The sequence below is a fragment of the Arthrobacter burdickii genome, assembly GCF_030433645.1.
GTDB classification, from domain to species: domain Bacteria; phylum Actinomycetota; class Actinomycetes; order Actinomycetales; family Micrococcaceae; genus Arthrobacter_D; species Arthrobacter_D burdickii.
This window is the reverse complement of the sequence record NZ_JAROCG010000001.1, coordinates 2,426,682-2,445,571: the sequence shown is the minus strand read 5'-3', so window position 1 is coordinate 2,445,571 and position 18,890 is coordinate 2,426,682. Positions and strand designations below refer to the sequence as shown.

The 18,890-nt window shown below is 56.9% G+C and carries 31 protein-coding genes; 13 read left to right on the top strand and 18 right to left on the bottom strand.

What is annotated here, in order from left to right; genetic code table 11:
* Positions 1 to 26: 26 nt before the first annotated feature.
* The 4 genes from P5G52_RS11455 to P5G52_RS11440 form a co-directional block, all read right to left on the bottom strand.
* Positions 27 to 824: a hypothetical protein gene (locus tag P5G52_RS11455; protein WP_301227473.1), complete on the bottom strand. Its 798-nt coding sequence runs from the start codon at positions 822 to 824 to the stop codon at positions 27 to 29.
* Between the two features lie 534 nt (positions 825 to 1,358).
* Positions 1,359 to 2,201 (bottom strand): hypothetical protein, encoded by an 843-nt coding sequence (locus P5G52_RS11450; protein ID WP_301227472.1) that lies wholly within the window; start codon positions 2,199 to 2,201, stop codon positions 1,359 to 1,361.
* Positions 2,202 to 2,268: 67 nt separating this feature from the next.
* Positions 2,269 to 3,312, bottom strand: coding sequence for a phage protease (locus P5G52_RS11445; protein WP_301227471.1), 1,044 nt, complete (start codon positions 3,310 to 3,312; stop codon positions 2,269 to 2,271).
* The gene (locus P5G52_RS11440) at positions 3,302 to 3,499 is read right to left on the bottom strand and encodes a hypothetical protein (protein ID WP_301227470.1); all 198 of its coding nucleotides are present in this window, start codon (positions 3,497 to 3,499) and stop codon (positions 3,302 to 3,304) included. Before P5G52_RS11440 ends, P5G52_RS11445 begins: the two co-directional genes overlap by 11 nt.
* Before the next feature lie 50 nt (positions 3,500 to 3,549).
* Here P5G52_RS11440 and P5G52_RS11435 point away from each other — a divergent pair, with 50 nt between their 5' ends.
* On the top strand, positions 3,550 to 3,954 hold the full coding sequence (locus P5G52_RS11435) for a hypothetical protein (RefSeq protein WP_301227468.1): 405 nt from the start codon (positions 3,550 to 3,552) through the stop codon (positions 3,952 to 3,954).
* A 3-nt stretch (positions 3,955 to 3,957) separates the two neighbouring features.
* Here the strand turns inward: P5G52_RS11435 and P5G52_RS11430 are convergent, their stop codons facing one another.
* Both P5G52_RS11430 and P5G52_RS11425 read right to left on the bottom strand, forming a co-directional pair.
* Positions 3,958 to 4,533, bottom strand: coding sequence for a phage minor head protein (locus P5G52_RS11430; protein WP_301227466.1), 576 nt, complete (start codon positions 4,531 to 4,533; stop codon positions 3,958 to 3,960).
* Between the two features lie 158 nt (positions 4,534 to 4,691).
* Complete coding sequence (locus P5G52_RS11425; RefSeq protein ID WP_301227464.1) at positions 4,692 to 5,078, bottom strand: hypothetical protein; 387 nt, start codon at positions 5,076 to 5,078, stop codon at positions 4,692 to 4,694.
* A 178-nt stretch (positions 5,079 to 5,256) separates the two neighbouring features.
* Here P5G52_RS11425 and P5G52_RS11420 point away from each other — a divergent pair, with 178 nt between their 5' ends.
* The 8 genes from P5G52_RS11420 (at position 5,257) to P5G52_RS11385 (ending at position 8,934) form a co-directional block, all read left to right on the top strand.
* On the top strand, positions 5,257 to 5,877 hold the full coding sequence (locus tag P5G52_RS11420; RefSeq protein WP_301227463.1) for a hypothetical protein: 621 nt from the start codon (positions 5,257 to 5,259) through the stop codon (positions 5,875 to 5,877).
* A 2-nt stretch (positions 5,878 to 5,879) separates the two neighbouring features.
* Complete coding sequence (locus P5G52_RS11415; RefSeq protein ID WP_301227461.1) at positions 5,880 to 6,362, top strand: hypothetical protein; 483 nt, start codon at positions 5,880 to 5,882, stop codon at positions 6,360 to 6,362.
* A complete protein-coding gene (locus P5G52_RS11410; protein WP_301227459.1) occupies positions 6,326 to 6,736 on the top strand; it encodes a hypothetical protein in 411 nt (136 codons plus the stop codon). Before P5G52_RS11415 ends, P5G52_RS11410 begins: the two co-directional genes overlap by 37 nt.
* Before the next feature lie 113 nt (positions 6,737 to 6,849).
* A complete protein-coding gene (locus P5G52_RS11405) occupies positions 6,850 to 7,203 on the top strand; it encodes a hypothetical protein (RefSeq protein ID WP_301227457.1) in 354 nt (117 codons plus the stop codon).
* 149 nt (positions 7,204 to 7,352) lie between these two features.
* On the top strand, positions 7,353 to 7,757 hold the full coding sequence (locus tag P5G52_RS11400; RefSeq protein WP_301227455.1) for a hypothetical protein: 405 nt from the start codon (positions 7,353 to 7,355) through the stop codon (positions 7,755 to 7,757).
* Between the two features lie 8 nt (positions 7,758 to 7,765).
* Positions 7,766 to 7,930 carry a hypothetical protein gene (locus tag P5G52_RS11395; RefSeq protein ID WP_301227453.1) on the top strand — a complete coding sequence of 55 codons (165 nt, stop codon included), beginning with the start codon at positions 7,766 to 7,768 and terminating at the stop codon, positions 7,928 to 7,930.
* Between the two features lie 75 nt (positions 7,931 to 8,005).
* Positions 8,006 to 8,335, top strand: coding sequence for a histone-like nucleoid-structuring protein Lsr2 (locus P5G52_RS11390; protein WP_301227452.1), 330 nt, complete (start codon positions 8,006 to 8,008; stop codon positions 8,333 to 8,335).
* Between the two features lie 104 nt (positions 8,336 to 8,439).
* On the top strand, positions 8,440 to 8,934 hold the full coding sequence (locus P5G52_RS11385) for a hypothetical protein (RefSeq protein WP_301227450.1): 495 nt from the start codon (positions 8,440 to 8,442) through the stop codon (positions 8,932 to 8,934).
* Positions 8,935 to 9,334: 400 nt separating this feature from the next.
* Here the strand turns inward: P5G52_RS11385 and P5G52_RS11380 are convergent, their stop codons facing one another.
* Genes P5G52_RS11380 through P5G52_RS18385 form a run of 3 tightly spaced genes read right to left on the bottom strand, consistent with a single transcriptional unit; the run spans position 9,335 to position 10,231 of the window.
* The gene (locus P5G52_RS11380; RefSeq protein WP_301227449.1) at positions 9,335 to 9,715 is read right to left on the bottom strand and encodes a hypothetical protein; all 381 of its coding nucleotides are present in this window, start codon (positions 9,713 to 9,715) and stop codon (positions 9,335 to 9,337) included.
* Positions 9,712 to 9,957, bottom strand: coding sequence for a hypothetical protein (locus P5G52_RS11375; protein WP_301227448.1), 246 nt, complete (start codon positions 9,955 to 9,957; stop codon positions 9,712 to 9,714). The genes P5G52_RS11380 and P5G52_RS11375 overlap by 4 nt, the downstream gene beginning before the upstream one ends.
* A 16-nt stretch (positions 9,958 to 9,973) precedes the next feature.
* The gene (locus tag P5G52_RS18385; protein ID WP_459076896.1) at positions 9,974 to 10,231 is read right to left on the bottom strand and encodes an aggregation-promoting factor C-terminal-like domain-containing protein; all 258 of its coding nucleotides are present in this window, start codon (positions 10,229 to 10,231) and stop codon (positions 9,974 to 9,976) included.
* A gap of 557 nt (positions 10,232 to 10,788) precedes the next feature.
* Between P5G52_RS18385 and P5G52_RS11370 the strand changes: the two genes are divergently transcribed.
* The 3 genes from P5G52_RS11370 to P5G52_RS11360 are packed head-to-tail and all read left to right on the top strand — an operon-like array spanning position 10,789 to position 12,442.
* A complete protein-coding gene (locus P5G52_RS11370) occupies positions 10,789 to 11,412 on the top strand; it encodes a hypothetical protein (RefSeq protein WP_301227446.1) in 624 nt (207 codons plus the stop codon).
* Between the two features lie 2 nt (positions 11,413 to 11,414).
* Entirely contained in the window at positions 11,415 to 11,960 is a 546-nt protein-coding gene (locus P5G52_RS11365) for a hypothetical protein (RefSeq protein WP_301227445.1), read from the top strand.
* Positions 11,961 to 11,965: 5 nt separating this feature from the next.
* Positions 11,966 to 12,442 (top strand): hypothetical protein, encoded by a 477-nt coding sequence (locus P5G52_RS11360; protein WP_301227444.1) that lies wholly within the window; start codon positions 11,966 to 11,968, stop codon positions 12,440 to 12,442.
* Positions 12,443 to 12,495: 53 nt separating this feature from the next.
* Here the strand turns inward: P5G52_RS11360 and P5G52_RS11355 are convergent, their stop codons facing one another.
* From P5G52_RS11355 to P5G52_RS11325, 7 genes are all read right to left on the bottom strand, one after another.
* The gene (locus P5G52_RS11355; RefSeq protein ID WP_301227442.1) at positions 12,496 to 12,705 is read right to left on the bottom strand and encodes a hypothetical protein; all 210 of its coding nucleotides are present in this window, start codon (positions 12,703 to 12,705) and stop codon (positions 12,496 to 12,498) included.
* The gene (locus P5G52_RS11350; RefSeq protein ID WP_301227440.1) at positions 12,706 to 13,197 is read right to left on the bottom strand and encodes a hypothetical protein; all 492 of its coding nucleotides are present in this window, start codon (positions 13,195 to 13,197) and stop codon (positions 12,706 to 12,708) included.
* A gap of 106 nt (positions 13,198 to 13,303) precedes the next feature.
* The gene (locus P5G52_RS11345) at positions 13,304 to 13,516 is read right to left on the bottom strand and encodes a hypothetical protein (protein ID WP_301227438.1); all 213 of its coding nucleotides are present in this window, start codon (positions 13,514 to 13,516) and stop codon (positions 13,304 to 13,306) included.
* Positions 13,513 to 13,893 carry a hypothetical protein gene (locus P5G52_RS11340; protein WP_301227436.1) on the bottom strand — a complete coding sequence of 127 codons (381 nt, stop codon included), beginning with the start codon at positions 13,891 to 13,893 and terminating at the stop codon, positions 13,513 to 13,515. Before P5G52_RS11340 ends, P5G52_RS11345 begins: the two co-directional genes overlap by 4 nt.
* The gene (locus P5G52_RS11335; RefSeq protein WP_301227434.1) at positions 13,893 to 14,555 is read right to left on the bottom strand and encodes a phage replication initiation protein, NGO0469 family; all 663 of its coding nucleotides are present in this window, start codon (positions 14,553 to 14,555) and stop codon (positions 13,893 to 13,895) included. Before P5G52_RS11335 ends, P5G52_RS11340 begins: the two co-directional genes overlap by 1 nt.
* Positions 14,556 to 14,780: 225 nt before the next feature.
* On the bottom strand, positions 14,781 to 15,191 hold the full coding sequence (locus P5G52_RS11330) for a YopX family protein (RefSeq protein WP_301227432.1): 411 nt from the start codon (positions 15,189 to 15,191) through the stop codon (positions 14,781 to 14,783).
* Entirely contained in the window at positions 15,157 to 15,495 is a 339-nt protein-coding gene (locus tag P5G52_RS11325; protein WP_301227430.1) for a helix-turn-helix domain-containing protein, read from the bottom strand. The genes P5G52_RS11330 and P5G52_RS11325 overlap by 35 nt, the downstream gene beginning before the upstream one ends.
* A gap of 533 nt (positions 15,496 to 16,028) precedes the next feature.
* Between P5G52_RS11325 and P5G52_RS11320 the strand changes: the two genes are divergently transcribed.
* Positions 16,029 to 16,472 carry a hypothetical protein gene (locus P5G52_RS11320; protein ID WP_301227428.1) on the top strand — a complete coding sequence of 148 codons (444 nt, stop codon included), beginning with the start codon at positions 16,029 to 16,031 and terminating at the stop codon, positions 16,470 to 16,472.
* Positions 16,473 to 18,159: 1,687 nt separating this feature from the next.
* Here P5G52_RS11320 and P5G52_RS11315 read toward each other — a convergent pair.
* Both P5G52_RS11315 and P5G52_RS11310 read right to left on the bottom strand, forming a co-directional pair.
* A complete protein-coding gene (locus tag P5G52_RS11315) occupies positions 18,160 to 18,333 on the bottom strand; it encodes a hypothetical protein (RefSeq protein WP_301227426.1) in 174 nt (57 codons plus the stop codon).
* Positions 18,324 to 18,884: a hypothetical protein gene (locus tag P5G52_RS11310; protein WP_301227424.1), complete on the bottom strand. Its 561-nt coding sequence runs from the start codon at positions 18,882 to 18,884 to the stop codon at positions 18,324 to 18,326. Before P5G52_RS11310 ends, P5G52_RS11315 begins: the two co-directional genes overlap by 10 nt.
* Positions 18,885 to 18,890: the final 6 nt, after the last annotated feature.

Below are 18,890 nucleotides of genomic sequence, written 5' to 3'. Positions count from 1 at the left end.
GCCCTCGCACCCGTAATGGGGCGCAGCTACTTGTGAGGCTCATCCAAAGAAGCCAAGACATCGTTAACTATGTCATCGCTAATGATTTTCTTGAATGCTTCCTCATCGTTTCGTACCTGCTTTGCAAGAATCGAGTGTATTTCACTCGCAAGCTGCCAAGACTTCTGAGATTGCTTGTTGGTAGGCTTTATGACTGTGCGAACTAGGAAATTCGGATCGTTTTGTATCTCGAAATTATATGTGACCTTTCCGTTGACTCTCGTCGTTGTCTCCGCGACCTCCAACGAAAGGTACAGGTTGTGGCAACCATCCTCATCAGAGTCCCCCACGTAGGCTGAAAAAAACTCGCCCTCGCCGTCGGACGTTGTGAGAGTCCACAGTATTGATCCCTCTGCCGTGAGATTCTTCACGAGAGCGAGTATTTCCTCATCCTGAGAATACGTAAATTGTCCGCTAAAACTCATCGCCTGCAGATCATCCCATCGTTCACCCTCGTTTTCGGGATGAACGACTTCATTAGTTCTGGGATTAACTTTTGTCGGATTGGTCAGGTAGTCAATGACCGCGTTGAATGCACGCTCTCGGATGACATTCGAGGACTGAGCTCGAGCAGCTTTGAAGAGACCACTGAAATCGATACCGTTGGCTTTGTCCTTCGCTGTGACCCGAATACTCTCTTTGAATGGTTCGCCCGCGGTTCGCCTAGTGCGACAGAGCTCATAGGAGTAATTCTTCTCGTAACCCCAGATGCTGAGCGTGGTGTTTACGTCAATTGACGCCTCAAAGCTCAAGTTCTCTCCGGTCCCACGCTTGAGGCGGACCACAGGAGGTCTCTCGATCCCGTATTGCGAATAGCGTTATCAACAATCTGCTTCCAGACGTTTGCATCCATGCTTAGACCCCTTTGCCGATAACAGAAACTGAAGCCATCCTAGTTGGTGTCCAGCGGAGTGCGCTGCAGTACGACTGACTAACCAAGACGCCCTCAGTTGACACCCCAGGGCCTGACGAGCGCGGGCGGGGGTCGGGCCCCATTGGGCCGTGAAGGGCACTCCTCTGGCATAGTGCCTATCCCTCTAGTTCCCTCTCACACCCAAACGGGCATGGAAAAGAAACTGCGGGGGGATATTTATCGCTATGGCAGAGGAGCGACTGAGAGGGGTACTGGGGGGGCTCCCTCCCATCCTCCCTTGGGCGTGTGAGGCACTAGAGGGATACGTCGCTGGCCACGAGGTGCGACCTTGGGGCGCGGGAGACGCCCTCCCCCACCCGCCACCGTGGAAAAAATTGAATGAGTGAGAATGGCGCTATGCCAGAGGAGCGAGCGGACCCCGTTGGGGGATCCGCCCGCCACCCCGTTAGCTGACCCTGATTCTTGAGCCTTCCCGGACTGTCTCCCGCTTGTACGCGGCAGTCGCGTTGGCGCGGCGTTCGCCTAGTTCCTCCGGTGTTGCGAGCTTGAGGGTGACGCCCTCGTATGCGCCGCGTGCGACATCGACCAGTGCGAGGTCGATGTCGTCCTTTGCGTCCTGTGCTAAGCGCCGGATTGCGTAGGTGCCTGCAAGTTCAGTCTTGTTGAGGACGGTGATGTCCACGCCGACGCTGGCCCTGATCTGTTCTCGTATCGCGGTGGGCAGGTCAACGACTGCGGGGATGCGGTTGAGTGTGACAGGCACGTCGCTGGGTTTCGTGGCCTGGTAGATGCTTGCTGCTGTCGCCAGTTGCGTGAGGGCGTTACGTGCCTCGATGAGCGGCGTCCCGGTGTTGTTCTGGAGGTTCGCCTCGGGGTCGAGTGCGAGCTTCCCGGCCGGCAACTTACCTGCAGCAGTGGTGAGCTTGCGGATGACTTTATCAAGCGTCGGCGTGAGGTCGGCTGACGCCTCCTCCAGGTACTGAGGGAGCGATTGGGCAACAGCGGCAGAGAAGGACCTGTTGAACGCGTTGGCGAGGAGTTCCTTAGCCTGCGCGTCCCTGATTTGTCCCAGCGCGGAGGCGTACCACTCACTCGGGTTCTGGTCTGTGGTGATGGCTTCGTGGGCTAGTCGTGCAGCCAGGACGTTCACGTCTTCGCCCTTGCTGTTCACGAGGTTGCGGATGTCGAGGGCCCTGGTCAGTGGGGTAAGCCCGAACGCGGTATATGCGTCACTGATGGACTGAAGCTGGTTGTGGGAGCTGGTGAGCTTGAGCGTGAAGAGATCCATAGGGGTTTGTCCTTAGTTGGTGATGCCGAGGGCGCGGGCTACGTCTGAGCTGTACCCATCAGGCGTGTCACAGGTCTGTCAGCAGGTCGGACAATGACGAGGTGGATTCATCCGCCAGGGAGATGGTTCCGGTAGTGGCGGCGGTGGACAGAGCGATGAAGGTTTCCTTCTGAGCGGGGACGATCTTGCCCTCGCGGAGCAGGGTGTCGTACGCCTTTTCCGACTCTCCTAGGGCAATCTTCTTGTTGGCGTCAGCCAGGGCTTCTTTGGTCTGCTCTAGCTCGGACTTCTCAGCGTCAGCCTTGGCCTTTGCATCAGCTTCAGCCTTGTCAGCTGCTTCTTTGTCAGCTGCGGCCTTGTCCTCGGTCTCTTTGGCGGCAGTTTCTTCAGCGGCCTTCTCTTCGTCAGTCTTTTCAGGAGCCGTAGCGTCCTTGATTTGGCCAGTCACAGCTTCCGCTGCGTCTTCGGATACTTCAACCTCTTTGCCGGCTGGAAGGGTGATGGTCTTCTCTTCGCCCTCTTCGGTATATTTCACGTCTATCGGAAAATCGCGGTCATTCTTTACTTTCGACACTTCTAACTCCTTGCTTTCACTTAGCATAATTATTTTAGTCTTATCCGCCAATGCCTCAAATGGTTTCATCCCTTTCAGGTAGGGGTCATTCACAATGCCGACGTGCAATAGCGCTGGGCCGACGTTGTCACCTTTGAGCTTGTCCAGATAATCGGGGTCGAAGGAGATAGACACGTCGTCGAATAGACCGCTGTCGATTTTGGTGGTGGTATCAGAGGCGGTGATGTCCAGCTCGCCGTACACGCCGTCATCCTCGATGGAGAGACCGGCCAACCAGCCACGGGTCGAGGCCAGGAGTTCACCACTTGTCTTGGGATGACCCTCGACGACGGGAACCTTGTTGAGCACCTTGTCCTTGAAGTTCTGCACCACTTGGGCAGCCCAGGACTTATCCAGCACCATCTTCTTGCGGGGATCGTGGGGGTTCACCCAGTTGCCGAACTTCACCAGCTGCTTGCGGTAGCGGCGGCCGTCGTCCAGTTCGACGACGCAGAAGTCTCCCTCGGAGGGAAGCTGGTAGACGACCTTATCGGCCACTGGCTCGTCTCGTCTTGGCGGCCATATACCGCTTGGCGTAGTCCTTGTCGCCGGCGAACCGACGGGTGTAAGCCTCAAGGCTGTACGCCTCGGCTTCGCGTGTCCGTTCGATAGCTTCCTTCACGTCGCCAGTAGTATGAGCAACGAGGTCGCCGGTTGAATTGGAATTGGTGATAAATCCACTCATGCTTTCACTATGAATAGCTATGAGTAAACCGTCAATCTTTTGGGAATACATTGCAGAAATTTGCCTTCTTTCAGGTCGCAGCGACAGCGATTCCTACTCTTTTCATCGCTCTCGCCGTTACCGGCAAAATTTTCGACAACGAAGGAAAATCGCCCTACGCCCTCAAAAGCTGGGGTCAGGCCCAGTTTGCCATCGGGAACATTCTTGTTTGGGTTACGGCAGAACTCGCTTGCCTAGCCGTTCTTATATCCGGTCATACGAATGAGTACCTAGGGTGGGCAATTGGCGGCGTCATTGGCATCCAAATGCTCACGTTGGTCACCGCAGTTCTTACGGAGCCAATCTCGAAGTTCATTCCACCCATTGGGAAAGACCGAGACAAGTGGGTATGGCAGCTAATTGCATGCGCTGCCGCTCCAGTCATCATCTACATTGTTCTGATTCTTTTTCTCTAAGCTTCAAAGCTGGGGCTTGGACACTCCGCCCGGCGCTTTCGGAAATCCCGTGATGTCCGGCTGCTCTGTCTGCTCTGCTCCCACGCCAACCCATAGGCAGCGGCAGTTCCCATGCACCGGCGGCTCCCACTTGCTGGCCCAGTAGCCGGCGTAGTCGACGACAGTCCCGTCTAGGTCTTCGCATATGGGGCACGTACGATCGTCCAGGATGGCGCTGTACTGGTAGACGGATATCTTTGCCCGATAGTTCTCAAACACGTCCTGGCGGCCTCTGTTGACGGCCTGCGAGATGACGATGGCACCAGTCAGGCTGAGCTTCGAGTCGAAGAATGAATTGAAGGCGTCCCCGATGGCTCCCAGGATGTCCGACAGTCCTAGGTTGGTTTCCGACAGGGTGTTCTTCCGCAGCTCTTTTAGCACCTCGGACTTGATTATGAACAGCAAGTCACCGAACTGCTTGTCGACGACGGACTGGGCGCTCTGGTTGATGAGGGCGGTGGTGTCGCGGTTGGTAGAGGGTGCGGGAACCTTCAGCTCGTCGGCTGCGCCGTTCTTGGCGAAGTCGTATGCCTGGCGCATCTGGGCGGCGATGACAGCCCGGTACTCCCCCGCGAAGTTCAGGCTGAACTCGTTGAGCGCCTTGATATCGTGAGCTTCCAGAATTCTCGTTAGCCGAGCGACGGCATCAGCTTTGACCTTGTCGTAGATCGCGCCGGTGTCAGATATGAACTCGGCCTCTAGATGATTGAGGCGGCGCTGTAGTACCGCAAAATTGACTCGCTTCTCTGCCGGCGTGAGTGCCCGGTGCCACCTTTTGGGCCTTCATCGGAACCCGGGGCAGTCCCGACCAGCGCCTGCACTGTCTTGGTGCCGGAGATGGCTACGGAGGTGAACGTGCTGTCGGCGGCATCGAATACGCCCAGGGCCACTGTCGGACTGGTCAGCGTCTGGTCGGTGGTACCGGCGTAGCTGGTCACACTCGACTTGTACTGATGCGAGGCGGAGTAGGTGTAGTCCGTCGAAGTGTTAACCAGCGCCACTTTGATGGTGTCGGTGTCCAAATCGACCGACGGGCTTTGTGAAAGCAGACTTTGTTTGAAGAGCGGGTATCGGGCGCTAGCCATTAGTAAACTACCTTGTATATTCTGCTTTCTACTATGGGCTACCCGCTAACCCTTAGCAATAGCATTACTGCCCAAGTGATTGGTTGTCGCTCTGCGGTTCCGGGCGCGTCTCCAGTCTGGCGCCGACCGCTTCCCCCGTAGGGTGGAGGGAGGTCAGGACTAATAAGGGGAGTTTGAAGTGGGCAAATCGAGCGGCGGCATGGGCGGCACCACGCTGACGAGGCAAACAGCTGCGGACCATCGAGTGGAGCTGAAGCTGCGCTTCGTCTCGCGTGACTACACCCTGCCGCAGCTGCGCAAACGGCTCCAGGACATCGAGGCGTTACTGACGCTGTTGCTAGCCGATAGGACCGCCCTGCCGCGCCCCAGTCGCGGCCGAGTGGTCGGACGCGCCACCATCACCGGCTCATACGTGAGAAGGCGAACGGCCGCTGAAGAAGAGCTGGACGCTCTAATGAAGGGAGTCGTCGTTGAAAAGGTGTCCCTCAGCAGCCCGCTGGAGATACTCATCGTCATTACTGCTGCAGCGCCAGCGGTCGCTGGCATCATCAAACTCTTCCCTAAAGTCATCGCCGCAAAGAACGATTGGAATGACAGCCGGGTCAAGCGAGCCGAGTCCAATTTGAAAATTGATCGCATTGAGCTGGAGCGTAAGTTCGTCAAGGTCCTCTCCGAAGAAGCGAATAGGCTCACACTCGCCGACTACGAAGCCGCCGGAACAAACAGCAATACGAAGCAGATGGTGAAAGCAGCTGCTAGGGCAATCAGCCAGCTGGACGAGGCTGAAACCAAAGACTGAAGATGACCACATTCAATTCGGCCGAGCTGGCCACTTTGGCTGAACACATCCCAGATGCAGCGGCCGACAAGGGATTGCTGTTCGTGGTCGAAGCCACGTTCAGCGGGCAGGCTGACGTGGAACTCAGCGCTGCGACCGTCACGCTCGACACCGCCCTCGCTATCGCCGTCGCTGCCCAGGCGCCGTTTGTCTCGCTCAGCACCACTACCTTCTACGAAGACCTGCTTCGTACCCTGATGATGCAGGACGAGAGGGTTGAGCTGCCCCGCAAGGTTGACCGGGTCATTACCGGAGCCAGTTCCCACGAAGGTGAGATTGAGGTACTGACGCTCCAGTGGCCGGCGCACGGGTCATCTTCGAATGGACCGCTGAGGCGGACTGGCACGAGAGCCTATGGGAGCAGATTTCCGAGGCGTCGGCTGAGGAATCCCAGGAATCCGAAGAAGAGTTGGCAGAGCAGCAGAAGCTCCACAACGCCCAGTTGAAGAAGCTCGAAACCAAGCTCGCTGCTTCCCGTGAGTTTAGGGGTGCATCGGTGCAGAACCGCCGCGCAATCGCTGAATCAATCGCCGGCACCGTGTCCGATGACCTGGTGGATAGCTGGGCCGGTCGCCAGGCGATAGCGGACGCCACCCGCGTCGCCAAGAGGACGGCCTACGAGTACGAGCAGATTTTCTCCTCGCAGCTTCCTGAACTCGCTGCGGAACTAGTAGCGCGACCCGATTGGCCAAACGCCACCACCATGCTTGCCATCCGTGAGCTGACGCTGAAGTTCCTGATGGAGAAGGCCGACGGGTATCGTCTCGGCACGGCCTTCGTCGATGAGGTCGTGCAGCTCGCCCGCAAGTCAAAACGCTGACTATTCCTGACCAGATTTCGACCAGAAGTTGAACTGAGTTGAGGCGCGGCACCCTGTAGCGTTGCAAGACACCGCGAACCGGCTGGGGAGTCGCCTTAGCGAGGAGGTTCCCCGTGCACTTGTTGGAAGCGACATCGACCCCCGACCCCGCCGTTACGCCCATCAGGCCCATTACCCCGGACATCGACTTCACCTGGATTTACGCGGGCCTTGGAGCCGTAGCCTGCCTGGCTGTGGCTGGCCTGTTCTTGTACCTGCTGATTCAAAACCTCCGCGGGTTAGGCCAAGCTCCCGTTGCGGTTCACGTGATCGGACTAGTAGCGGCCCTAGCTGCCATGTTCGTCCTCGGTACCATCTCCACGAACACCATATGGGAACCATTGCGAGAGTTGGCACAGAACATCTCGGGACCGGGCGTGATCATTATCTTGCTAGCCTTTTCAGTCTTCGCTCTGGCCAACAGCTGAAAACTGCTCAACTCAATTGTGATGTTATTTCAAAACGGATTTGCCGTGTAATCAGACTAGAACCCTAATTCAGTTATTTGATTGTGGTCGTGCTGCGGTCTTACTTTTGAGCCGCTTGCATAACGCACATAACTGATTAGGAGAGAGTGATGAAGCAACTCGGCAGTACGCTGGCGGTGGACGTGCTGATAGGCAGCACCCTACTTGCCACCCCGGATGCAGCGCAGGCCTACAGCTACGTCAGGGTTTGCGCTTCGTATAAATGCGTCACGGTCCCGTCATACCGGTACAAGCCTGTTGGTTCGTACGGTGGCGGGTACTACCGCTTCCGGCCGTATGACGGCTACTGCTCTTCATCCTTTGGGTGCTTCAGGCTGAACGGGCGGAACTACATCGCTATCAACGGACCAATCCCGACGGCGGCTGAGCGCAACGCGATGGCTCAGTGCGCTGTCTTCCTTGGACTAACCGTCGCTTCGGCCGCTTCCGGCGGTACTCTGGGTTGGACGCTACTCGGTGTGGGAACAACAATCTGGGGGTGTGCCTCGATATGAAAACCACAATGGGCTGGAAAGCTGCTCTCGTCATAGCTCTGCTCTGGGCAGCCTTCGCCGTCTGGGTCTGGACGACCAATGGGGCGCTCATTTTCGTCATCGGGGCTATCGTCCTGGCCGCAGGGTTCGCCGTTACTGCGGTCAACCGTAAGCGGGCTGTCGAGCCGCGCTAATTACCGGCGTTCCGCTTTCCCTGATTGTTATCGCGTTTTTAGCGCTTTGCAACACTGAAACAGTAGACTCGCGGCATGGCACAGAAAATAGTAACGCTTCTCTCTGACGACATCGACGGCTCCGAAGCTAGCGAGTCCATCCGATTCGGTCTCGATGGGACCGAATACGAGATTGACCTCAACGAACAGCACGCCCGCGAACTCCGCGAAGCTCTGCAGCGCTTTACCGAGGTTGCTCGTAGGCCTTCCGGTGGGCGGCCACGGCGGGCTGGGCGTAACTCCAGCGGTTCGGGCATTGACGCCAAGGCAGTCCGGCAGTGGGCGCTTGATAACGGCCTCCAGGTGAACACTCGCGGCCGTGTCCAGCAGGAGATTGTCGAGAAGTACCAGGCCGCTCAGCGCTAAGAGGGGTAAAGGTGGCCGCCTGCCCAAAGTGTGCCCAAGACCTTCCTGATGACATAGATAGCGAATCAGGGAGTTGTCCCCACTGCGGGCATGCCTGGGGACACTTGCACCTCGACGGCATTGGCATCTTCGATGCTGTGCATGTCGAAGTTGGCTTCGGAGCTGAGAAGTCGTGGCTTGAGCAGTGGGGGCTTGTCGAGCGAGCATATAAAAGGGTTCAGGACCTCTACGCGGCTGGCTCGGTAGATAATCGGGAAGCACAGGCTGTAGTGAAGGAGTTCTTCATTCATAGCTGGCACCTCAGCGACTGGCTCAGAAAGGACCCGTCCACCAGCGTCAGGTTTGAAGACATAGGCACGTTGGTTACGAGCCAACCCGACATGAGGGTTTGCAATGCCATGGCGAACACGTCTAAGCACTTCGACCTCGACGGGAAGATGACGGCCCGCGTCAGCCGCGTAGTCGTACATCCCCAGTGTTTGGTGACTATCGAGATTACAAGAACTACTGGCAGCGAAGAGCGCGACGCCCTCGACCTCGCCACGAGTTGCATGGGTATCTGGCGAAAGTTTTTGCACCTACACGGCTTGAATCCGTAGGCCAGTACCAGCCAGGAAGCATCTGCACATCCAACTGGTACCGGCTGATTTCAGGCTAGGTCGGCGTACATCTCGCCTTCAAAATCGAGAATCAGGGTCAGAGCTGAATTAGCTTCTGGCCCTGATGTCGTTTCCAGCTCAGCGCTTTGGCGGTCGGAAGCCTGGCGACTCTGACAGTGAATCCAACTTCGTACTAGGGACCGCCTTCATCGGCTGTTCCTTCTTCTGTGCCTGGAGCAGGCCGTCGGGGTCGTTGTAGACCACCTGACCAGGTAGGAGTCGGATGGGCTCGTAGTCAGCAATCATATGAAACCTCCATCTATGGCGGCAGTTACGGTGGCAAGGAAGGTGACGAATAGAAACAGAACTACCTTCATGATGAATACCGCTGTCTCCCCCATCAACGGCACCCTCCACCGATGACTTCGATGCTCGTGCCTGGTGCCTTCGATATGACTGGAGCAACGCAAGGCGTGGGAACAGCGGTCGGAGCCTGCGTAGCTGGAGCGGGTTCGGCGGCAACGGGCTGAGGTGCGATCGTATCGGCTGTCGGAGCGGCAGTGGTCTTTACTACTGGGACGACTACATGCACGGCCGGAGCGGTGCCAGTGGATTCCTGGAGCTTCACGATGTCCTGCTCGTTGTTGGTCGTGCGGGCGTCGATGCTGTCGATGCGCTGGTTCAGGCCGGGTAGGTCTAGCTCACTGGAGCTGACGCCGGAGAGGCCGAAGACGCTGACGACAGTAGCCAGGACGCCGGAGATGAGAAGGGTGCGCTTCATGCTTCTGCTGCCTCGCGGCGCTTCAGACGTTTGAGCCACTGCTGATGGATAAGGTTGCGCACGCTGAATAGCCGGCCATGAGCGGGACTGGTGAGGGTGCGGTCTTTGCGTTTCCGACGTTGCCCCAACCCTCGAAGCGAAGTAGGCGGGTTGGAGTCGATAGCGACTATCGGGTTTGGGTACTCCCCTTGTCCGCGCTTCCCGGCCTCACGATTCTTTCGATAGATGTCTTTGTTGAACATGAAAATTGGTCCTTGATTAGTAATAGTTATGGCTGAGCCAGAAGCCATGTGCTCCAGCCCATCCCCCGTACCGGCTACTGACGTAGCTGTCCATTGCGACTAGGGCGGCCACGGGATCGTTCCAGGCTCCCGCCCACTTGCCACAGGGCAGTTGCTGGCCGAGCCCGCAGGCTCCACTGGTGGGGTTCACGGCGCTGGGGTTCCAGCCCGACTCCTTGGCAACGATGAACTCCACATAGCCAAAGTTGGCAGGGTCTATCCCCGCGGCGGTCATCCAATCGGCGTCAGAGCCGGCCGGTAATGGAACTGGAGTCTGTACAGGTGCGGCTGTCGGGACAGGGCTTGGAGTAGCCGCCGGTGTAGGGACCGACGTCGCAGGGACGGCGGCTACGGTTTTGGGAGCGGGGACACCTGGGCAACCGGGACGGCTTTGAGCGCGTCGTGGCCGACGGGCGCGGTCTTAGCAGATGCCTGGTCGACTACGGCGAGGATAATGTAGCTGCCGATGGCAGAGCCGAATAGCAGAAGCAATATATGCAGGACCGATTTGATTTGTTGCAATGGTAGACGCCTTGTTTAAGTGTCCTGATTATGCGCCAAGCATTATCCGATTACAAGGGTTTTATGCACAGGAATGTTCGGGTCGTCCAATGTAAATTTTCTGACGCCTGCTTACGGCAGGATCGTACTCAACCCTTGACATGATTCTGAACGACATAATTATGCAATGCATATTAGAGCATAATTCCACCACAAACCCTTGACAGCCGTAACGCTCATCAGCGTCGCGGACAATCGGTACTGACCGAACACGTCTGGCAGACTACCGGCATGGACATCGGGGAGTTCTTCCAGCCAAGCACACTAGAGCCCATCATCAAGTGGACCGGAGTCCTCGTTGGCCTCGCCGGGGCCATACTTGCATCTCCGGATGGGAGCCGTCAGTTTGTCCGAGCAAGCTGGCGATGGGTTCGCTCCCTGTTCGGGCCTCGTTCACCCAGCGTGGAGTCCGCTACGGGACAAGCCAGCGGGGGCGTCAGAACTGAGGGCACAGCGTATGGGGTGAAACCCTGGGATGAACACACAACACTGAAGACTCGGATCGATATGCTGCTCACCCGTATTGAGCAGCTCGAAGGCACCCTGGTGCAGGTGAAAGCCGAGTTGGGCAATCGGATTGACTCCCTTGGCGCACAGATTTCCGAGCTGACGAGCGCCCTAGACCAAGCCAAGCAAGAGCTTCATCGGCGAATCGACACTAACGAGAAAAGAGCCGCAGAGATAGACGCCTTCGGACTGCCTGTCATCGGTCTAGGAATCTTCCTGAGCGGGGTCCCGGATGAACTCGCTGCCGCTCCTTGGGTAGGCGTACCCCTGACCATCGTCAGCATAGCTGCGGCGATAGTCGTGTTTGCGCTCGGCATCAAGCGAGGCGCCTGGTCTGGCAAGCTGTAACCATGGATGGGGAGACTATACGGCTGATAGTCGTGGCATGTGGAGCAATCATTGCCGGTCTCGGTGGTGCACTCATTGCTGGGGCTTTCAATAGCGGAAACACGCAAGCGACCATTGAGGCCGCACGGGCGGCAGCAGCGGAGCAGCGTGAGGCCGACCGGGAGCTGGAACATGCTCAATGGCTGCGAGATCGTAAGATCGATGTCTACATGGCGTATATCCGAAAGTTGCACTCCGTCGAAATAGCCATCGCCGCGATGAAGGACGGGATCGAGAACCCCGGTATCGCCAGCATCACTGCAGCGGTGAAGGAACTGTTTGACATGTCACTGACCATGCGCATCCTTGCTCCAGATAACGTCGCCAACACGGCACGGGAGGTCACGCAAATTCTGCGGAAGATTGTCGTTGCAGCGCCAGACGCTCTCCAACTCGCGCCCGAGCCATATGAGCCCTATGAGACGGCTGTCGTAAACTTCCGGGAGACCATGGTGCTACTTGAGCTACAAGTAGCAGCTGATTTGGGAGTGAGGGCAGTGCGAGATTGATGGACTTGAACCCCGACACCTGGGGCACCGTAGCTGATTGGGTCGGAGGAATCGGGACTACCGCAGCCTTCGTTGCCGCTGTTGTTGTAATGGCCAAAGATGCGAAAGTACGGAAGATTGCGCAGGCTCGCAAGGTCGTCTACGTGGCCGAGACTACGCAACTCATGGCTATATCCGTTCCCGGCGGTCCGTCTTATGGCGGAGGCACGAGTACGCGATACATCCTCAAGAACCTAAGTGACGAGCCGATTTATCGTGTGTTCTTCTACGCTCACGCCGGTTCGAAGGCTGGGACGGCGTTGGATTCGACGGCCGTCATCCTGCCGGGGGACGAGTTCTCATACGACTTCGACATCGACGAGCCGCCCCTCGCCTGCTTCCGGGACAATTCAAATATCGGCTGGATTCGCAACATTAAGGGAAAGGTCCATCCGTACCGGGGCCGCGCATTCGAGCTGGATGCCAAGGCCTACGCGGAGTGAGCCTTTAGCTCGCCGGCGTGGACTGGCTCTTAGCAAGTCGCTGGGAGCTGTGGTCAGCCATTGTCCGCCTCCAGCTTCTTCCGCTTCCGTGGCGACTTACCGCCGACAGTCCCCCAGTACACGGCTCGGTCGTGGTCGAAGGCAAAGCCGCCGCCGCGAGAGCGCTTCCCGCCGGTTTTTCCTATCTGTCTGTAAAAGCTCAACCCATAGCGCTGCTTGTTGGTTGCGGCGGCCTTCTTGCCGCCTTCTACTGTTCCTGCCACCTATTTTTTCTCCTGGGTTAGTTCTAATTGCTTGGCTACCGGCGCTTCCGGTATAGCCACCCTCACGCCGAAGTGCTGGCTGAACGACAGCTTGGTCTGGTCCATCACCCGCTTGCCGGGCTTCGACAGCCGGGCCGACAGCTCTATCTGCCGGTTGCGGGCGGAGCTGTCCTTCACCACGTCCCGGCCGGTGTCCGGGTGGTAAGCGACGAGGTGATGGCTGAGCATGTCCCTGAGGTCGTGCAGGTGATAGCTCACCTCTCCCCTCTGCTCGTATAGGGCGTTGAGTTCCCGGTCGTCCCGGATAGCCAGCTTAAGCTTCACCTCCGCGGTCCGGAGCATCCCCCGAACGTTCTCCAGATCCTTGAACTCCGGCAGTTCGGTGATGAGCTCGGTTCGACGTTCCTTGACCGCCCGGAGTTCCAGCTCCGCGGCAGCTATCTCCCCCTCTAGTGAATGAATGCGCTGTAACTGCGCTAGATCGACAGACATTTTTACTTTTCCCTCTTTATTACTATTCGCTTGTCGCAGCGTAGACAGATGCGGTGCTCCGACCACTGCTTGAAATTGACCACCATGAGCCAAAGGTGCTTGCACTTCATCGGCGCATCCCGTACTCGCTGGAGCCCTGAAGAGCGTCGCGGTTGAAGATGGCCATGTCGTACGCCTTGAGCAGGGGTTCCGGGTGCTCCGTGCAGACGTGGAACTTGTAGAGCGTGCCGTGCTTGCGGCGCTCCAGCAGCTTCCAGTTGTGGCGGTGGCCCTTGAAGCCCTTCGCGACCAGTCCTGATAACCCTCCAAGCTTGGTCATGGCCGGCCCGGCAAATCTTGCTTGAGTCTGGCGATGATGGAGTTCATCTGGTTGGCGTAGTACACGTCGAACGGCTCGGACTGGTTGGTCAGCTCCCGCCACCGAACGTAAAGGGTGTCGTACATGCGTTCGCTAGGTGACTTGCCGTCGAACTGGGCGTCGGCCTTCTCTTTAGGGATCGCCGCTTCGTCGATGGGGTTCGGGCTGAAGATGAACCAGCCCTCCCCCTGCCTCGCCAGCTTGAACAGAGTCGTCATCTCATCGTCAGGAAGTTCCTTGGAGATGTAGATGGTGCCTTTGATCGTGCCGTCGACCATCGTGGACATGGTGCCGAGCTTGGCCGGGGCGCGGACGATGAGTGTCTGCTGCCCCTCCATTAGAAGGGGATGTCGTCTAAGTTGATGTTGTCGATGGCGGGCAGGTCTTTGATGACCACGTCATCCGACTTTGGGGCCATGGGAGTGGCAGCTTTGGCTACAGCCAGGACTGCTCCCGCTGGTGCCTTGAACTCCGGTGCAGCCTGTACCTTGAGCTTCAGGAAGTCGGGTAGCCCGTTGAAGGTGTCGGCGTCCGGCTCTTCAATATCGAACAAGATGTTGGCGTTCACCGCGGCCGGCTTCTCTCCCTTGTACGGCATGAGCGCGGACACGTTGGCGTAGGTCTTGCCGGTCTTCTCGTTCTCGCTGTGGAGCACCTGCAGCATGGCATATGCGCCAAGGACGGCAACCATGTCGAACTCAAGCAGCTCGTCGGCGTTGAAGCGCTTCCCGCGCCACGCGTTCAGGTCGCTGTAGAGGTTGCCTCGCTCGTCCAGGGTGCGAGTGTAGGTCTTCGAAATGGTGAAAGGCTTGCCGTCCTTAGTCTTGCCGTCTTCGTCCAGGAGCTCCCATTGGATGACGACCTTCTCCTGCTGCTTGGTTTCACCCTTGAACTGAACCTCCTGTGTGCCGAGGAAGACCAGGCCGTAGCAGCGTGCTACGAACGTTCCTTCCGGTACTTGCTCAAAATCACTGGCGGGTTTGCTTACTGTTGTGCTCATTTCTTTAGTTCTCCTGGCGGACTTCACCGCCACTTAGTTTGATGCTTGTTTCTAGATCCCTGAACCGCTGGCCCCGATGTGGGTCCCAGGGCTCACTGGTGCGGGGCTCTCGCATGGCCTTCATGCTGCTGACGAGGCCGGCGACATACGCCTGGGCTTTGAGGGACTGCTCGCAGCCATGGATGTCGGTCGAGAAGTCGCGGAGCTGGTGGCAGTAGCAGCAGTTCATTTCAGCAACTCCGGGTTCTCGTAGATGTTGCCGATAACCTCGATGTCATACGGTTCAGCGGTTTTCGTGTCGTAGTCCGTAAGGGGCTGGTAGACGTGGGAGTTATTTAGTGCCCAGGTGTAACGGTTCCACTCGATGGCCAGGGCACGCCAATCGAAGTCTGGGAAGTTCTTGAAACCGATACTAAGATTGCTGACACGAACTATGTCCCCCTCGTAAATTTCCGTGCCGTTCTTATCTTTGAGGCCGGTGTATTGCATGATGGCTTTGAAATCGTTGTCGAATCGTCCCGATAGTTGTTGGCAGATATCTTCAGCGCACCAGTCCCAGCCGTACATCTTTAGGCCGTTCCACGCCCTGAACTTGATTTCTCTAGACGTGCTCACGGCAGCCTCCACAAAATCCATCCACTACTATCTCGCCGCAGCAGTCGCTCGGCCGGAGCGTCTCTAGGAACTCCATGTACTGGGGTTCGTCCAGCTGCGCCGCCACTTGCATGGACTGAGGGTTGGCCGTGTCCTGGGGCAGCAGGGTGAAGCGCCAGACGCCCTTCCGTACGTGCTTCGTGCGGATGCGGTAACCGTCCTGGCGAAGCTCGTAGAGCCGGCCGCCGTAGCGGAAGGCAATCTCGTTCAGTTCGATGTTCAGGACGCCCTGGTCGCCACGGTCTTCGAGAACCTTGAGTATGCGATCTTTCTGGGTGCTAGGCATGATTGGCCTCACGCAACCTGGTGGCTTCCCTGAAAAACCGGTTCAGTACCGCGACGAACTCAACTTTGCTTAGGGAGCCCATCTGGTAGTGAACCTTTAGGAGCTGGATACGTGACCACAAGTCGTTCATCGGTCACCTCCCGTCAGCAGCAGTGCTGCGACCATGAGGAGGAACATGAAAGCGAATAGGCCTAGCCAGCCGATTAGCTCATTCCGGGCAGAACGCCAGGAGGGAGAATTGGAATAACGGGGTGGTTTGAACATTGGTTAGACGCCTTATTTATATTCGTATTATGCGCCAAGCATTATGAAGCGTCAAGACTTCTATTTGTATCTGTTGGCATCAACTTATCCACAAGCACCAAGGCGGGTCTGGCAATTAGACTGGAGAAGTGCTAATTTATACCCAGAACCCCCGGCAAAGTTGGTTTAGACGCCTTACTCCGCCGGGGGTTTGTTTTTTTGCTTCGTCTTTCGGGGCAGGTCGACTACCCTACGGAACAAGGTGCACTACTAACTAGGCGGTTGAGGCGATGTCCGATGTGACGGATTGGATCGGCGCTATCTCCGGAGCCTTCGGCGCTGTGGGGGCAACGGGAGCACTCATCATAGGAGCAGTCACACTTCGACGTCAGATCTTTGACAGTCGCCGACAACAAGCAATGGCTGTCACCCTCATAACCACCAGGCCACCACCTGCATTCGTGAACGGCGAAGAGCAACCAACGCTGATAGAACTCAGAAATGACAGCTCACTACCAATTTTTGCGATTTATATGGGAGAGAGATTCGCGGCAAGAGTTGACCAGGTTCTCTACACGCACACCCTCTCAGCGCATGAGCGAATTTCCATAGAGATAGTACGAAGCCAAATCAGTCACGTGACAGCAGTATTCTACGACGCGGCCGGGCGAGGATGGACACGCGACTCAGGTGGATCGCTCGCAAACCAGTACCCAAGCAATTTTGGTGAATGATAATCAGGGACAATTGCTGAGAGTTTCACGCGGGATGAGTAATGAACGCCTCATAAAGGATTTTGGAGCCCGTCTGGCTGCGCTGGTCTGGCACCGTGGTGGTGATGACCTGAACGCTGACTTGGCCAGTCTCATGATTGCGTATTATCCGATTCAATCGGTCCGCTAAGTCCTTACCGTTGTCAGAGGATGTGTACTCCATTTTTGCTGCCATTGCTGCTCTCCCTAGGGGTAGGTAGCGGACACCTTACTGGACCGGTAGCAGTCTGGGTAGCCCGTTTCCAGCTCATCAACCGGCCTCTCGGGATGGAGGATGCAGAGTGGTAGGGACGAATACCGATGGACTACGGGAGTCTCAGGTCTTCCAAAGATTCTGGCCTTGCCATACTCTGGTCCTACCATATGCCCGCTGGGAGCATCTTTTATGTGAAAGGGTGTTGAACATGCAATTCTCGGCAGACTGGTTGGCTCCGTTGATCGCGGTCCTATTTGCAGTCTTAGCAAAGCCATTACGTCACGTGATGGGTGGTGTCTTTGCGAGGCAGGACCACTCAAAGATAGGACCCTCGACGAGCACGGAAGCAAGCCCGACACCACCGCCCCGAACCGAGGTGCCTGAAACAGACGGACGAACAAAAACTACATATGGTGGCGTGTCCTACCAGTTCGTATTCATATGCATTTTGGTGCTGTCTCTTATATGTCTAGCACTAAATGTTACACTGACCGTCATGTTCTCAGACGATGACAGCGCTGCGATGACGAGGCTGATTGAAACGGTCGATTCAACATGGAAAACAGGCTTTGGAGCACTGGCTGGACTACTTGGAGGTAGAGCCGCATCTTCATAGTCGACCTCCGAGCTGCGCCTTCAGCAAAGCGCTGAAGTACCGTGCCGGCGCTTTGCCCTTCCGTGCTTGATCGGCCAGGTCGCTGAACTTCTGACAGCCCAGTGCGTAGATGGCTTTGCAGTACCAAGCACGGAACTCCGGACTCGTAACGTCTCCGTAGGCTCCGAGTAGGGCGTCGACTTCATCCCTGGTCTTATGACATTCACAACTGCAATTGTCAGTTGCAGTTGAAGGTTCGAAGAACCTTTTCTCAATTGGTTGCCTACCGGCAGTAATGTGTCGATAGTTAGGGTTTACTTGTTCTAAGGCCATAGCGAATACACCTCCTTGCATGGCGCATAAGGGCTTTGATGTTGTTCTGAACCCCATGCGGCCGCTAGGAGTGCTTTGATGTATTCCCAGGCTGGTAGCAGCAGGCAAGGATTTCCAACAGGTCACCTTGCATTAGTATGAGTGGACTCTCCATACAACCCGGCAGTCCTATATCGACCAGGTGCGTTACTTGAACGGCGGTTACGTCCGCCAACAGATTTGCCTATTCCGCCACTGCTGCTATCAGCCTGTGAATGTGCGGGGCAAAAGAAATGCCCCTCTTTCGAGGGGCTAGTCCTACTTCGCTTTCTAACAACTGCAAGCAGAAGTGAAAATCCTCAAGCGTCATAAACACGACCCTCACACGGGCGACGTGATGGCCAGAGTCTAAGCAACTAAACTTAGCTCGCTCTGTACCAGTTTTTGAGTTCCGGCTTGATTGGCTGATATGAGGAGCAACCCGCACGTCCCATAATGGTTGGATAGACGGGACCAACTGCGCCCTCCTCATACCAGCTCATCAATCACAACCTGGTCCCCCGGCTATAGAAGAACCAACCAACCGTCAGGACCACGAGGCCGACGAGGATATACACGATGTACGGCTGAATCACCGCTACAACGAGTTGCATAGCGAGGAATATAGCCAAGATGGCGAACAGCGTGGCCCGGACTTCCTTGAGGTACTTCACCGCCACCGCCGTTCCCTTGCCAACCGCTTGCCATTCTTCAGCGTGGCTTTGCGTAGGCGTCGAAGCTCCGACCTGGCCTGAGCTGCACGGGCCTTCTCGTAGCGCAGCGCAGAGTCTAGGTAGAAAGCCAGCGCCCAACAAAGCGGCCAAAGGCCAAGAACCACCAGAAGCCAGAAGTCCGTCCTTGGACTCCGAACGTAGGCGAGAAGCTGCAGGCTGGGCTCCGTAAAATCCCTGAACCCGACGGGGGCAGTATGTCGGTCGAGAAAGTATGACATGCCCACAGTCTCCCAATAACACCCGCTGACCAGAACGCATGCAAAGCCCAGCAGGAGTGCCGTCATGGCCTGCGCTTCATGATCGTCCCGAAGGGCGGCTCTCCACGCTATTCTCGCCTTCTTCGCTTCTTGTCGGACTGCCCTGCGAGCTTCCTCGGCTTCAGTCTTCCGCCGTTCGGCTTCAGCCTCCCGCTGTCGCTTGCAGACCACGCACTCGCATTCCGGCTTATGTTCCTCCCGCTTTATCCCGTGGAAGGAGATTCCAGCGTCACGTCCCATCGGTCT

Coding starts and splice junctions, on each gene's coding strand:
- P5G52_RS11365 (WP_301227445.1), top strand. CDS start 11,415: ATGGATGGGGAGACTATACGGCTGATAGTCGTGGCATGTGGAGCAATC.
- P5G52_RS11380 (WP_301227449.1), bottom strand. CDS start 9,715: ATGAAGCGCACCCTTCTCATCTCCGGCGTCCTGGCTACTGTCGTCAGC.
- P5G52_RS11400 (WP_301227455.1), top strand. CDS start 7,353: ATGAAGCAACTCGGCAGTACGCTGGCGGTGGACGTGCTGATAGGCAGC.
- P5G52_RS11390 (WP_301227452.1), top strand. CDS start 8,006: ATGGCACAGAAAATAGTAACGCTTCTCTCTGACGACATCGACGGCTCC.
- P5G52_RS11345 (WP_301227438.1), bottom strand. CDS start 13,516: ATGACCAAGCTTGGAGGGTTATCAGGACTGGTCGCGAAGGGCTTCAAG.
- P5G52_RS11425 (WP_301227464.1), bottom strand. CDS start 5,078: ATGGCTAGCGCCCGATACCCGCTCTTCAAACAAAGTCTGCTTTCACAA.
- P5G52_RS11310 (WP_301227424.1), bottom strand. CDS start 18,884: ATGGGACGTGACGCTGGAATCTCCTTCCACGGGATAAAGCGGGAGGAA.
- P5G52_RS11395 (WP_301227453.1), top strand. CDS start 7,766: ATGGGCTGGAAAGCTGCTCTCGTCATAGCTCTGCTCTGGGCAGCCTTC.
- P5G52_RS11450 (WP_301227472.1), bottom strand. CDS start 2,201: ATGGATCTCTTCACGCTCAAGCTCACCAGCTCCCACAACCAGCTTCAG.
- P5G52_RS11430 (WP_301227466.1), bottom strand. CDS start 4,533: ATGCGCCAGGCATACGACTTCGCCAAGAACGGCGCAGCCGACGAGCTG.
- P5G52_RS11350 (WP_301227440.1), bottom strand. CDS start 13,197: ATGTCTGTCGATCTAGCGCAGTTACAGCGCATTCATTCACTAGAGGGG.
- P5G52_RS11415 (WP_301227461.1), top strand. CDS start 5,880: ATGACCACATTCAATTCGGCCGAGCTGGCCACTTTGGCTGAACACATC.
- P5G52_RS18385 (WP_459076896.1), bottom strand. CDS start 10,231: ATGACCGCCGCGGGGATAGACCCTGCCAACTTTGGCTATGTGGAGTTC.
- P5G52_RS11375 (WP_301227448.1), bottom strand. CDS start 9,957: ATGTTCAACAAAGACATCTATCGAAAGAATCGTGAGGCCGGGAAGCGC.
- P5G52_RS11440 (WP_301227470.1), bottom strand. CDS start 3,499: ATGAGTGGATTTATCACCAATTCCAATTCAACCGGCGACCTCGTTGCT.
- P5G52_RS11325 (WP_301227430.1), bottom strand. CDS start 15,495: ATGCCTAGCACCCAGAAAGATCGCATACTCAAGGTTCTCGAAGACCGT.
- P5G52_RS11370 (WP_301227446.1), top strand. CDS start 10,789: ATGGACATCGGGGAGTTCTTCCAGCCAAGCACACTAGAGCCCATCATC.
- P5G52_RS11340 (WP_301227436.1), bottom strand. CDS start 13,893: ATGGAGGGGCAGCAGACACTCATCGTCCGCGCCCCGGCCAAGCTCGGC.
- P5G52_RS11335 (WP_301227434.1), bottom strand. CDS start 14,555: ATGAGCACAACAGTAAGCAAACCCGCCAGTGATTTTGAGCAAGTACCG.
- P5G52_RS11320 (WP_301227428.1), top strand. CDS start 16,029: ATGTCCGATGTGACGGATTGGATCGGCGCTATCTCCGGAGCCTTCGGC.
- P5G52_RS11330 (WP_301227432.1), bottom strand. CDS start 15,191: ATGGATTTTGTGGAGGCTGCCGTGAGCACGTCTAGAGAAATCAAGTTC.